General features: G+C 57.0%; 11 protein-coding genes. 8 read left to right on the forward strand and 3 right to left on the reverse strand.

Annotated elements, in window-relative coordinates:
• Nucleotides 1–36: 36 nt before the first annotated feature.
• The 3 genes from SHIM_RS19700 to SHIM_RS19710 all read right to left on the reverse strand — a co-directional run bounded on the left by SHIM_RS19700 (nt 37) and on the right by SHIM_RS19710 (nt 3,214).
• The gene (locus tag SHIM_RS19700; RefSeq protein WP_241488939.1) at nt 37–429 is read right to left on the reverse strand and encodes an MAPEG family protein; all 393 of its coding nucleotides are present in this window, start codon (nt 427–429) and stop codon (nt 37–39) included.
• Between the two features lie 153 nt (nt 430–582).
• The gene (locus SHIM_RS19705) at nt 583–1,293 is read right to left on the reverse strand and encodes a response regulator transcription factor (RefSeq protein WP_054004401.1); all 711 of its coding nucleotides are present in this window, start codon (nt 1,291–1,293) and stop codon (nt 583–585) included.
• 7 nt (nt 1,294–1,300) lie between these two features.
• The gene (locus tag SHIM_RS19710; RefSeq protein WP_054004402.1) at nt 1,301–3,214 is read right to left on the reverse strand and encodes a PAS-domain containing protein; all 1,914 of its coding nucleotides are present in this window, start codon (nt 3,212–3,214) and stop codon (nt 1,301–1,303) included.
• Nucleotides 3,215–3,411: 197 nt separating this feature from the next.
• Between SHIM_RS19710 and SHIM_RS19715 the strand changes: the two genes are divergently transcribed.
• The 8 genes from SHIM_RS19715 to SHIM_RS19750 all read left to right on the forward strand — a co-directional run bounded on the left by SHIM_RS19715 (nt 3,412) and on the right by SHIM_RS19750 (nt 12,215).
• Nucleotides 3,412–5,382, forward strand: a complete 1,971-nt coding sequence (locus tag SHIM_RS19715; RefSeq protein ID WP_054004447.1) for an AMP-binding protein — start codon at nt 3,412–3,414, stop codon at nt 5,380–5,382.
• A complete protein-coding gene (locus SHIM_RS19720) occupies nt 5,379–6,194 on the forward strand; it encodes an ABC transporter ATP-binding protein (protein WP_054004403.1) in 816 nt (271 codons plus the stop codon). The genes SHIM_RS19715 and SHIM_RS19720 overlap by 4 nt, the downstream gene beginning before the upstream one ends.
• 41 nt (nt 6,195–6,235) lie before the next feature.
• Nucleotides 6,236–7,264 carry a branched-chain amino acid ABC transporter permease gene (locus SHIM_RS19725; RefSeq protein ID WP_054004404.1) on the forward strand — a complete coding sequence of 343 codons (1,029 nt, stop codon included), beginning with the start codon at nt 6,236–6,238 and terminating at the stop codon, nt 7,262–7,264.
• Between the two features lie 5 nt (nt 7,265–7,269).
• Nucleotides 7,270–7,527 (forward strand): hypothetical protein, encoded by a 258-nt coding sequence (locus SHIM_RS19730; protein ID WP_054004405.1) that lies wholly within the window; start codon nt 7,270–7,272, stop codon nt 7,525–7,527.
• The gene (locus SHIM_RS19735; RefSeq protein WP_054004406.1) at nt 7,527–8,603 is read left to right on the forward strand and encodes a branched-chain amino acid ABC transporter permease; all 1,077 of its coding nucleotides are present in this window, start codon (nt 7,527–7,529) and stop codon (nt 8,601–8,603) included. Before SHIM_RS19730 ends, SHIM_RS19735 begins: the two co-directional genes overlap by 1 nt.
• A 76-nt stretch (nt 8,604–8,679) precedes the next feature.
• On the forward strand, nt 8,680–9,963 hold the full coding sequence (locus SHIM_RS19740) for an ABC transporter substrate-binding protein (protein ID WP_054004407.1): 1,284 nt from the start codon (nt 8,680–8,682) through the stop codon (nt 9,961–9,963).
• 73 nt (nt 9,964–10,036) lie between these two features.
• Nucleotides 10,037–10,855 (forward strand): ABC transporter ATP-binding protein, encoded by an 819-nt coding sequence (locus SHIM_RS19745; protein WP_054004408.1) that lies wholly within the window; start codon nt 10,037–10,039, stop codon nt 10,853–10,855.
• A 139-nt stretch (nt 10,856–10,994) separates the two neighbouring features.
• The gene (locus SHIM_RS19750) at nt 10,995–12,215 is read left to right on the forward strand and encodes a phenylacetate--CoA ligase family protein (protein ID WP_054004409.1); all 1,221 of its coding nucleotides are present in this window, start codon (nt 10,995–10,997) and stop codon (nt 12,213–12,215) included.
• The last annotated feature ends 77 nt before the right edge of the window (nt 12,216–12,292 follow it).

Consider the following 12,292-nt stretch of genomic DNA (forward strand, 5'->3'; position numbering starts at 1 on the left):
GACTGCGGGGAAGGCGGGAGTGATCCGTGAGATTTCTTAGGTGACCCCCAACACGTGCAGCGCCATCAAACCGGTCGCGCCGGCGGCGCCGACAAAGGCCAAGGTGCGCAGCACAGTGATGCCCAGCAGATAGATCACATAGTGTGCAACGATGGCGTAGAAAAAGACCATCGCCAGCGTGCCTGCATAAACATCGTCAGGAGCCCGCATCATTGCCATAAGCGCCAATACACCGAAGGGGAGGAAGGCTTCGATGGCCACCTTGTGTGCGCATTTTGCGCGCTGGGCCCAGGCTGATTGCGGGATTGCGTCGGGGCTTGGATTGGCAAGGGCTCCCATTATGCCCCTGACCAGAAGTCTATCAACGATATAGGGAGCCCATGCGACACCAACCCAAAGGGCGGTCAAAGCGGTGTAATGCTCAAGCATGGTCACGTCGCCAACCTCTTAAATCCGCAGGCCAGTGTGGCCTGCATCGCCACTAAACAATAAAACGACCATAGCTCATTTTGTGGCAGGAATCTACGAAAACCGCATATTGTGGGGTAACGTCCAGATATTGGAGGGAAGTTCTGGCGGCATTTACCGCCAAGTCACGTCCCCGAGAAAGATGTATCCGGCGCCATAAATGGTCTTGATTAGGCGCGGGTTTTTGGGGTCTTCGCGCAATTTCGTGCGCAGACGAGAGATCCGCACATCCATCGCCCGATCAAAGCTTTCGCCCGCCGCGCCGCCGAGGATTTCCTGCATCTGGGCGCGGCTGATCAACCGCTTGGGGCTTTCCAAAAACAGCCGCAGCACCTCGCTTTCGGCGTGCGAAAAGGTGGTTTCGTCGCCCTGTTCGTCTTCTAGAACGTAGCGGTCGAAATAGGCTGTCCAACCATTGAAAACGGCGGTGTTGGCCGGGTCAGATTTTTGCGGTGACGCCCGATCTTTGCGCAAGCGCACGCGCACACGGGCGACCACTTCGGTTGGGTCAAACGGTTTGATGATGTAATCGTCCGCGCCAAGTTCCAATCCGGTGATCCGGTCCTGCACCTGCGCACGGCCGGAAATGATGATCACCGCCGCGCCAACCTCCAGCGCGAGGCGGTGCACAAGCGTCAGCCCGTCTTTGTCAGGCAGGCCAAGATCCACCAAACAGACATCCGGCGTCGTGGATTTCAGCATGGCCTCAAATTCGGTGGCGCGGGAAAACCCCATGGTGCGAAATCCCGCATCCTCCAAAGCGTCCGCCAAAATACGGCGAATTTCGGGTTCATCGTCCAGAATGGTGACAAGCGGGGCAGTCATTTGGATCTCACTTCGGGTGCAGGAATTGGTCAAGCTGATCATCGGTGAAGGGTTTTGACAACACCGGCGCGCGGGCTGCGCCTGCAATATAGAGCGGATCGCTGACCGGCAAGGAGGTCATAAGATACGCCGGAATGGCATCGTTGCGCAGCGAACGGACAAGATCAACACCGGTGGCATCGCCCTCAAGAGAAATATCGGACAGCACCAAGGAAATGTCAGGCACTTGCTCCAACAGCATACGGGCTTCTTCGACGCTGGCGGCTTCGATCACTGTGTGGTGCATGTCTGTCAACATGTCGCGGAACAGCCCGCGCAGATCGAGGTTATCCTCGACCAACAACACAAGACCCGGTGTGGCTCTTTGCAGCGCCTTGCGCAAAGGCAGTCGCAACCGAACCTGCCCCCCGGTATCGGTGTTGGCAATCTTGATATCTCCGCCCACAAGCTTGGTCATGTCATAGACCATGGCGAGGCCCAAACCGCTACCGTCGGCGCCTTTGGTGGTGAAAAACGGGTCCAGCGCCCGCATCAAGGCTTCGTCGTTGAACCCGGTGCCGGTGTCGCGCACGGTGAATTGCACCCAAGTGTCCTGCACCAGCTCCGCAATCAACAAAATAGTGCCCGCCCCGCCGCATGCGTCGCGTGCGTTCAAAAGCAGGTTCACAAGGCTGTCCTGCAGCATTGCCGGATCAAGCATTACTGTGCCCTCGGGAATGCTGCTTTCGATGATCAGGGTTACATCGCCTGCCAGCGTAGGTCGCGCCAGCGTTTCCAAATCGGACAGGAAAGCGCGCATATTGGTGGGTTCCAGTCGGGGCACGCGAGGGCCAGTCACATTGGCAAGTTGGTCCAACAATTTGCCGCCACGTCGCGCGGCGCCAAGTGTGGCTTCAACCAATTCTTGCGCGTCTTCTGGCAGTGTAATCTTGGACAGCTTGCCCTGCGTCCCCAGAATGATGGTCAGCAGGTTGGAAAAGTCATGCGCGAGCCCGCTGGTCATCTGTGCCGCGATTTCGCGTCGGCGGGTCTGCTGCAAGGCCACCCGTGCCTGTGTTTCCTCGGTCACGTCCATCGACAACACATAAACGCCGCGCGTGTCGCCAGTGGTGTCATCCGGGGTGAAGGCCACACGGATGCGGCGCGTGCTGGGATGCTCGTTGAACTCAAACACCGAGGGTTTGCCCATAAAGGCGCGATCCATATGGGGTTTGATCGCTTGGAACGCACTTTCGCCCAGCGCGTCGCGCGCATTCATCCCGACGATCTCAGACGGGCGCCCCGGTATCACCGCGCTCAGACGGCGGTTGGAGTAGGTATAGATCCGGTCAGGCCCAAGGTGCGCGATATGGGCGGGCATCATTTCGGCGGTCAACCGCATCCGGGCTTCGCTTTCGATCAGCTGGCGTTTGACCTCTTCCAGCGTCTGAACGGTTGCCTCAAGTTTACGGTTGGTGGCTGACAGCTCTTCGGCGTGTTGCAACAACTGGTCCGAGAGCTCCTCAGATCGCGATCGCAACAAGGATTCCTGCCGCTTGGTTGAGGTGATGTCGGTATAGACCGCCACCCAGCCGCCTTGCGGTAGGGGCGAGCCCTCGACACTGACCCAACGTCCGTCGGCGCGTTTGCGTTCAAAGTAGTGGGGCTCAAAATCTAGCGCCCGTTCCACGCGTTCGGCGATGAATTCTTCGACGGTTTCTTCCGGAACATGGCCATATTCACCGTTTTCCACCAAAAAACGGATGGTGTCGGAAAACGCTGCACCCGGCTGCGTCAGCGCGCGCGGGATTGAAAACATTTCGCGAAACCGTGCATTGGCCACGACCAACTTGAGGTCGCTATCATAAATCGACAACGCCTGCTTGATCAGGTTCAGACCAGCGGCCGTCATGTCCTGTATTTTACTGGGTGGCGGCGGCATGAATACGTCCTCTCCCTTCTAGGGCTAGCATTCGGCAATCAGGTGTCAAAGAGAGAAATGCACGCTGTTACAATTCGTAAGAATTGGGAAATGTTCAGGAAAAAGTTGACCGCGAATTTGAAACACGCACCTTAGGAGGTGAAGAATCGTTTCGGCGGTTTTGGCCTGCATCGGCAGGTGAATGGGAGGAATACAATTTGGCACAGTCGTCACAAGCGGCCGGTGGACTTGCGTCCATCCCGGCGCTCTTGCAGCGGAACGCCACCCTTTTTGCGGACAAAGACGCATATCGGGAAAAAGAGTTCGGCATCTGGCAGCGTTGGACTTGGGCAGACACAGAAAAAGAAATCGAGGCTTTGGCGCTTGGGTTGATCAACCTTGGCGTGGCCGAGGGGGATTTTGTTGCCGTAATCGGTCGCAATCGCCCTTATTTCTATTGGTCAATGGTGGCCGCACAGTGCGTGGGTGCCGTGCCGGTACCGGTCTATAACGACAGCGCCGCCGACGAGATGGAATACATCCTCGGCCACTGTGGCGCGAAATACGCCATCGTTCAGGATCAGGAACAAGTCGACAAGATTATCGACATTCAGGACAACCTTCATCAGTTTGAGCACATGATCTATATCGATCCGCGCGGTTTGCGGAAATATGATCACCACGCGCTGCATGAATTCAGCCACATCCAGAATCAGGGCCGTGCGGCCTATGACGAATGGATCACGGACCTGCAGGAACGTACCGCCAAGCTGACTTATGACAGCACCTGCGTGATGCTTTACACATCCGGTACGACCGGCAAGCCCAAGGGCGTTGTTCTGTCCAATCGCAATGTGATTGAAAGTGCCAAGAACTCTTCCGAATTCGACAACCTCGGTGCTGGCGAAGAAATCCTCGCTTATCTGCCGATGGCTTGGGTTGGTGACTTCATTTTCTCGATTGGTCAGGCCTACTGGACCGGTTTCTGCGTGAACTGCCCGGAATCGCCGGACACAATGATGACCGACCTGCGTGAAATCGGGCCGACATACTATTTCGCTCCGCCCCGCGTGTTTGAAACACAGCTAACCAGCGTCACGATCCGCATGGAAGACGCGGGCCCAATGAAGCGTCGCATGTTCAAACACTTTATGGCGCACGCCAAAAAGGTCGGCGGCGCCATTCTTGATGGCAAGCCCGTCGGCGCAATGGACAAGCTGAAATACAAGCTCGGCGAGTTCCTGGTGTATGGCCCGCTCAAAGACACACTTGGTTTTGGCCGCGTGCGCGTAGGCTACACTGCGGGTGAGGCGATTGGGCCGGAGATTTTTGAATTCTACCGTTCGCTTGGCATCAACCTGAAGCAACTCTATGGGCAAACCGAAGCCACCGTGTTCATCACAGCACAGCCTGACGGCGAAGTGCGGGCTGATACGGTTGGTGTGCCAAGCCCCGACGTGGAAATCAAAATCGCGGACAATGGCGAGATTTTCTACCGCAGCCCGGGCACGTTTGTTGAGTACTACAACAACCCCGAATCCACAGCGTCGACCAAAGACGCCGAAGGCTGGGTTGCCACGGGTGATGCGGGCTTCTTTGAGGAAGACTCTGGTCACCTGCGCATCATCGACCGCGCCAAAGACGTTGGCAAAATGGCCGATGGCTCCATGTTTGCGCCGAAATATGTCGAGAACAAACTCAAGTTCTATCCCGACATTCTTGAGGCGGTTCTGTTTGGCAACGGCAAAGACCGCTGTGTGGCCTTTATCAACATCGATCTGACGGCGGTAGGCAATTGGGCAGAACGCAACAACATTGCTTATGCGTCTTATCAAGAACTCGCCGGGCACCCCAAAGTGCTCGACAGCATTCGTGAACAAGTTGAAACCGTGAACAAATCTGTCGCGGCAGATCCGATGTTGGCAGGTTGTCAGATCCACCGCTTCCTCGTGTTGCACAAGGAGCTGGATGCGGATGACGGTGAAATGACCCGCACCCGCAAAGTGCGTCGCGTGATCGTGGAAGACAAGTTCAAAGACCTGATCGACGCGCTGTACTCCGGGGCCTCCGAGGTCTCGACTGTCACCGAAGTTACTTATGAAGACGGCCGCAAGGGCAGCATCAGCGCCACGCTGGAACTGCGCGACGCCGCTGTAGTCTCAACCGCAGCAAAGGTAGCCGCAGAATGAGCACGCAGGACAGCTACGTCACCGAGGACGGCCGCACCATCGGTCCGACCGTGATGGAAATGAAAAACATCACGCTGCGCTTTGGCGGGGTAAAGGCGATCACGGATATCTCCTTTGACATCCGCGAAGGCGAAATCCGCGCGATTATCGGCCCCAACGGCGCCGGCAAATCGTCGATGCTGAACGTGATCTCGGGCTTTTATGTGCCGCAAGAAGGCGAAGTTTGGTACAAAGGCGCCAAGCGTCCGCCAATGCGTCCTTATCAGGTGGCGCAACAAGGCATCGCCCGCACTTTTCAGAACATCGCGCTGTTTGAAGGCATGACTGTTCTGGACAACGTTATGACCGGCCGTATTCGCCAGATGACAACCGGACTTTTGGGTCAGGCGATCTGGAAAGGCAAAGCCGAGCGGGAAGAAGTTGAAAACCGCGAAGCGGTCGAAAAAATCATCGACTTCCTTGAAATTCAAGCGATCCGCAAAACGCCTGTTGGCCGTTTGCCATATGGTTTGAAGAAACGGGTCGAGCTGGCGCGGGCGTTGGCGGCAGAGCCGTCGATCCTTTTGCTGGACGAACCGATGGCGGGCATGAACGTCGAGGAAAAAGAGGACATGTCCCGCTTTATTCTCGATATGAACGATGAATTCGGCACAACCATCGCCCTGATCGAACACGATATGGGTGTGGTTATGGATCTGTCGGATCGGGTTGTGGTCATGGACTACGGCAAAAAGATCGGCGACGGCACACCCACCGAAGTCCGCAACAATCAGGCCGTCATCGACGCCTATCTAGGGGTGGCACATGACTAAGCACCTGACTGAAATGAAAACGACATCCGGAGGCGCGCGCCATGCCTGAACAACTCGTATTTGCGATGGAGGTTTTCGCAAACGGCCTCATGTCGGGCGTGCTTTATGCACTGGTCGCGCTGGGCTTTGTGCTGATCTACAAAGCGTCCGGCATCTTCAACTTTGCCCAAGGCGTCATGGCGCTGTTCGCGGCGATGACCCTTGTGGGCATTCAGAACGGCCAAATACCCTTCGCGCACTTGATCAACGCCATATTCGGCACGCACATTCACCACTTCGGATGGAACGTGCCGTCGTTTGCGGCCTTGATCCTGACCGTTGGCGTAATGATCCTGCTGGCTTGGGCCGTGCAGAAATTTGTGTTCCGCCATCTGGTGGGCCAAGAGCCGATCATCCTGTTTATGGCGACCATTGGTCTGGCCTATTTCCTCGAAGGGTTTGCGGACCTGATGTGGAACTCCGAGATCAAAACGCTGACTTTCTGTCTTCCCGGCGAACTTTGCCTGCCGCAGGGTATGAACACGGCGATTGACGAAGCGGCCTTTGATGCTTGGGGTGTTGGCTTCTTTATCGACAACCTCGACATCTCGGCGGCGATTGTGGCCATTGTCCTTGTGGTCGCGCTGGTGGCGTTCAGCCAATACACCAAACAGGGCCGCGCCATGCGCGCTGTGGCCGATGACCACCAAGCCGCTCTGTCGGTTGGTATCTCGCTGAACTTCATCTGGGTTCTGGTCTGGTCGCTGGCAGGCTTTGTCGCGCTGGTTGCCGGCATCATGTGGGGCGCCAAATCGGGTGTGCAGTTCTCGCTGTCCTTGATCGCGCTGAAAGCTCTTCCAGTTCTGATGCTGGGCGGCTTTACCTCGATCCCGGGCGCTATTGTTGGCGGACTGATCATCGGTGTCGGTGAGAAAATGTTCGAATACTGCTTCGGTATCGGCCAATGTTTCGGTGGCATCATCAACCTTGGTGGCGCAACCGAGAACTGGTTCGCCTATGTGCTCGCTCTCGTCTTCCTCGTCTTTAGGCCTCAGGGTCTGTTCGGCGAAAAGATCATCGAAAGGGTGTGACGCAGATGCCCAAGCTGATTGCCATACTCAACGTGATCGCATGGTCAGGCTTCTGGGCCTTCGGGTTCCTCGCCCTGACCTCCGACCCGGCCAACGGTCAACAGATGGCCATCGCGGCGGTTCTTGCGGCACTGGGCGCAGCAGCGGGCTTCTGGGCCTACTTCCAACTGGTGCGCCACAATGAGCACACCGGATATGCCAAACAACGGAACCGGGCGGACCGGTCCCACCTTGAAAAAGAATACAACGAGGAGACCGCCTGATGTTCTATCGTGAAGCTGGCGATTTCAAAACAAACTACGCCGCGGACAACCAGACTTTCCCGATCAAAATTGATCGCAAAGGTTATTACTTGGTGCTGGCGTTTGCCTTCCTGGTGGTGCCGTTCCTGATCAACGATTACTGGGCGAACGCGATCCTGCTGCCGTTCCTGATCTACTCGATCGCGGCTATCGGCCTGAACATCCTTGTCGGCTATTGCGGACAGGTGTCGCTCGGTACCGGTGGTTTCATGGCGGTGGGGGCTTATGCCTGCTACAAATTCATGACTGGCTTTCCCGAGATCAACATATTCTTCCACGTGCTGCTATCGGGCGGTGTCACAGCCTTTGTTTGCGTGCTGTTTGGCTTGCCAAGCCTGCGCATCAAAGGCTTCTACCTCGCGGTGGCCACACTGGCGGCACAGTTCTTCTTGGTGTGGCTCTTCAACCGCGTGCCGTGGTTCTACAACTACTCGGCGTCGGGTCAGATCAACGCCCCAGAACGCACCGTGTTCGGCTTTCCCGTGACCGGCCCCAACACCGAAGCATGGGCGGCTTATCTGTTCTGCCTCGTGTTTTTGGTGCTCAGCGCGCTGATTGCCCGTAACCTGACGCGCGGCATGGCTGGCCGTAAATGGATGGCGATCCGCGACATGGACATCGCTGCTGAAATCATCGGGGTGAACCCGCTCAAGGCCAAGATCAGCGCCTTTGCGGTGTCCGGCTTCTTTGTCGGCATATCCGGCGCGCTGTTCTTCGCGCTTTATCTCGGCGCGGTAGAAGTTGGCGAAGTCTTTGGCATCACCAAATCGTTCCTCGTGCTCTTTATGATCATTATCGGTGGTCTGGGTTCGATCTTCGGCTCCTTCGCGGGCGCTGCCTTCCTCGTGCTGCTTCCTGTGGTGCTGAAGGTGGTTGGCGTAGACATGCTAGGCTGGCCCACAGACATCGTAGCGCACTTGCAGCTGGTGATTGTGGGTGGTCTGATCGTGGTGTTCCTGATCCTGGAGCCCCACGGCCTTGCCCAACTCTGGCGCGTGACAAAACAGAAACTGCGGCTGTGGCCCTTCCCGCACTAGGCGGGGCCATGACCAACCATTCCGAGACGGGGAGGTCTCGGTTTGACATCGGAATAACCAAGGGAGGAAAGACCCGATGAAGATGAAACTAGCAACAATGGCCGTGACAGCCGTGATGGCAGCGGCTCCGGCAATGGCGGACCTCGTGTTCCCATCACTGAGCTACCGCACTGGCCCATACGCCGCTGGCGGCATCCCTTTTGCGGATGGCTATGCCGATTACTTCACGCTGCTGAACGAGCGTGACGGTGGCATCGGTGGTGTTCCAACACGTCTGTTGGAATGTGAAACCGGCTACAACACCGAAAAAGGTGTGGAATGCTACGAATCCACCAAGGGCGAAGGCGCTCTGGTGTATCAACCGCTGTCCACCGGCATCACATATCAGCTGATCCCGAAAACCACTACGGACGGCATCCCGATGCACACCATGGGTTATGGTCGTACGTCTGCTGCCAACGGCGAAGTGTTCAGCCACACCTTTAACTATCCGGGCACATACTGGAACGGTGCGTCTGGCGCGATCAACTATCTGCTGGCTGAAAACGATGGCGACCTGAATGGTCACAAAGTTGCGCTGGTCTATCACAACTCTGCTTACGGCAAAGAGCCGATCCGCACGCTCGAAGAGCTGCAGAAGAAGCACGGTTTTGAACTGAGCCTTTTGCCTGTTGACCACCCCGGTCAGGAGCAGAAATCCCAGTGGCTGCAGATCCGTCGCGAAAAGCCTGACACAGTTCTGATGTGGGGCTGGGGCGTGATGAACCAGGTTGCCATTCAGGAAGCCGCGAACATCCGTTTCCCAATGGAAAACTTCATTGGCATCTGGTGGTCCGGTGCAGAGCATGACGTTCTGTCCGCTGGCGACAAAGCCAACGGCTACAAAGCTCTGACATTCCACAATGTTGGTCGTGACTTCCCGATCTTTGCAGACATCCAGAAGCATGTTGTCGATACAGGCAAAGCAGCTGGTGCCGGCGATCAGGTTGGCAACGTTCTCTATAACCGTGGCATGTACGCGGCGATGCTCGCAGCAGAAGCTGTGAAAACTGCTCAGGAAATCCACGGTGTAGCCGACATCAACGCAGCTCAGATGCGTGATGGTATGGAAGCTCTGTCGATCACCGAAGAGAAAATGGCCGGCCTCGGCATGCCGAACTTCGGTCCGTCTTTCGACGTGTCCTGTGAAAACCACGGCGGCCCCGGCCTCGTTGGTGTGACACAATGGGATGCAGCGAGCCAGACATGGTCGTTGATTTCTGACTTTGCTGCGACCGACATGGAAGTTATCGGCGCGCTGATCGCAGAAGATTCCGGTGCTTATGCAGCTGAAAACAAAATCGAAAACGCCTGTAACTAAGGCGCTTTGAAACGATCGTCCCGGCCGGATATCGGCCGGGACACATCACCCCACGAGACGAAAGACAACGCACATGCTTGACGCTGGTCGCACCGAAGAGACACTTCTTGAGGTCAACAACATCGAAGTGATCTACAACCACGTGATTCTCGTGCTCAAAGGCGTAAGCCTGAGCGTGCCCAAGGGCGGTATCACTGCCCTGCTGGGCGGCAACGGCGCGGGCAAAACCACGACACTCAAGGCGATTTCGAACCTGCTGCACTCCGAGCGCGGCGAAGTCACCAAAGGCACAATCACCTATCGCAACGAGCCCATCGCAGAACTGGATCCGGCGGCGCTTGTGAAAAAAGGTGTGATTCAGGTGATGGAAGGGCGTCACTGCTTTGAGCACCTGACTGTCGAAGAAAATCTGCTGACCGGCGCATATACCCGCACCGGGGGTCAGATCAACGCGGACCTCGAGATGGTCTACACCTATTTCCCACGCCTGAAAGAACGCCGCAAATCGCAGGCGGGCTATACCTCGGGTGGTGAGCAACAGATGGTCGCCCTTGGCCGCGCTCTAATGAGCAAACCGGAATGTATTCTGCTGGATGAACCGTCCATGGGTCTCGCACCGCAACTGGTCGAAGAGATCTTTGGCATCGTCAAAGACCTCAACGAGAAAGAAGGCGCGACCTTCCTGATTGCGGAACAGAACACCAACGTGGCGCTGCGCTTTGCACATTATGGTTATATTCTGGAATCCGGCCGTGTCGTTATGGACGGCCCAGCCGCCGAACTGCGCGAAAACCCCGATGTTAAAGAATTTTACCTCGGAATGTCTGAGGAAGGCCGAAAGTCGTTCCGCGACGTGCGCTCTTATCGTCGCCGCAAGCGTTGGCTGAGCTAAGGCACTTCGGGCGCAATTGTTCGCGCCCGTACCGCCCACTCCGGGCTATCAATACTTCTTGTTCCGCGCGGTGATCGCAGGCGCGGTACGTTCTCTATTTGCCGCTCGAAACGCGGCTTGTGACACAAAGGATGGCACCATGAGCCGCTTTTTTGACGAGTTGGAAACCCGCAGCGCCGACCAGCGCGCCGCAGATTTGGCCGAGGCCTTGCCGCGACAGATCACCCGCGCAATGGCGCTGCCCGGATATGTAAACGCTTTTGGCGATGTTGATCCGGCGTCAATCGCTTCACCCGAGTCGCTCGCGTCTTTGCCGGTGTTGCGCAAATCCGAACTGGGCGCAGCGCAAAAAGCCAACGGTCCCCTTGGGGGCTTTGCCGACCTGAAGAACCCGAACCTTGTGCATGTGTTTCAGTCGCCCGGCCCAATTTATGAACCCGGCGGCCACACATCCGATTGGTTCCGCTTTGGTCGCGTGTTGCATGCTGTCGGCATCGGTGCGGACGACATTGTGCAGAACTGCTTTTCCTACCATCTGACACCTGCGGGTATGATGTTTGAAAGTGGCGCCCGCGCTGTGGGCGCCAAGGTTCTGCCTGCTGGTGTCGGTCAAACGGAAATGCAGGTCCGCGCGGCGGCAGATATTGGCACCACCGCCTATGCCGGCACGCCCGATTACCTCAAAATTATCCTCGATAAGGCCGAAGAGATGGGCGAAAAGCTCGCCATCACCAAAGCCACCGTTGGCGGCGGCGCGCTGTTCCCGTCCTTGCGTCAGGAATACGCCGATCGCGGTATCAAGTGTTTGCAAGGCTATGGCACCGCCGATCTGGGCTCGATCGCCTATGAATCCGACGCCATGGAAGGCATGATTATCGACGATGGTGTGATCGTTGAAATCGTCACACCCGGCACCGGCACGCCTGTTGTGCCGGGCGAGGTTGGCGAAGTCGTCGTCACCACACTTAACGCTGATTATCCTCTCATCCGTTTTGCCACCGGCGACCTCTCCGCCGTCCTTCCCGGGCAAAGCCCTTGTGGGCGGACGAACATGCGCATCAAAGGGTGGATGGGCCGTGCCGATCAGACCGCCAAGATCAAAGGCATGTTTGTCCGCCCCGAGCAGGTCGCCGCTCTCGTGGCGAAACACGACGAAGTCACCAAAGCGCGCGTGATTGCCACCCGCGCGGGCGAGATGGATGTGATGACCGTGCAGATCGAATCGCCGGCCGGCACCGTCGACGCCTATGGCGCCTCGGTTGCGGACGCGCTGAAACTCAAAGGCCAGATCGAGATCGTCGCCCCAGGTAGTCTGCCCAAAGACGGCATCGTGATCGAAGACCAACGCAAATACGACTGAAATATTCCCGAGACCCGGCGCGGAGCATGAGCCGCGCCGCGACTGGCCCGCCCTGAAAACGGGGCGGGTCTTTTTGT

The sequence above is a fragment of the Shimia sp. SK013 genome (genome assembly GCF_001292625.1).
In the GTDB taxonomy this organism is placed as follows: Bacteria; Pseudomonadota; Alphaproteobacteria; order Rhodobacterales; family Rhodobacteraceae; genus Shimia.

What these genes read in the sequence shown, in the direction of transcription:
- SHIM_RS19745 (WP_054004408.1), top strand. Translation starts at nt 10,037, where the DNA reads ATGCTTGACGCTGGTCGCACCGAAGAGACACTTCTTGAGGTCAACAAC.
- SHIM_RS19735 (WP_054004406.1), top strand. Translation starts at nt 7,527, where the DNA reads ATGTTCTATCGTGAAGCTGGCGATTTCAAAACAAACTACGCCGCGGAC.
- SHIM_RS19725 (WP_054004404.1), top strand. Translation starts at nt 6,236, where the DNA reads ATGCCTGAACAACTCGTATTTGCGATGGAGGTTTTCGCAAACGGCCTC.
- SHIM_RS19710 (WP_054004402.1), bottom strand. Translation starts at nt 3,214, where the DNA reads ATGCCGCCGCCACCCAGTAAAATACAGGACATGACGGCCGCTGGTCTG.
- SHIM_RS19730 (WP_054004405.1), top strand. Translation starts at nt 7,270, where the DNA reads ATGCCCAAGCTGATTGCCATACTCAACGTGATCGCATGGTCAGGCTTC.
- SHIM_RS19700 (WP_241488939.1), bottom strand. Translation starts at nt 429, where the DNA reads ATGCTTGAGCATTACACCGCTTTGACCGCCCTTTGGGTTGGTGTCGCA.
- SHIM_RS19740 (WP_054004407.1), top strand. Translation starts at nt 8,680, where the DNA reads ATGAAGATGAAACTAGCAACAATGGCCGTGACAGCCGTGATGGCAGCG.
- SHIM_RS19705 (WP_054004401.1), bottom strand. Translation starts at nt 1,293, where the DNA reads ATGACTGCCCCGCTTGTCACCATTCTGGACGATGAACCCGAAATTCGC.
- SHIM_RS19720 (WP_054004403.1), top strand. Translation starts at nt 5,379, where the DNA reads ATGAGCACGCAGGACAGCTACGTCACCGAGGACGGCCGCACCATCGGT.
- SHIM_RS19750 (WP_054004409.1), top strand. Translation starts at nt 10,995, where the DNA reads ATGAGCCGCTTTTTTGACGAGTTGGAAACCCGCAGCGCCGACCAGCGC.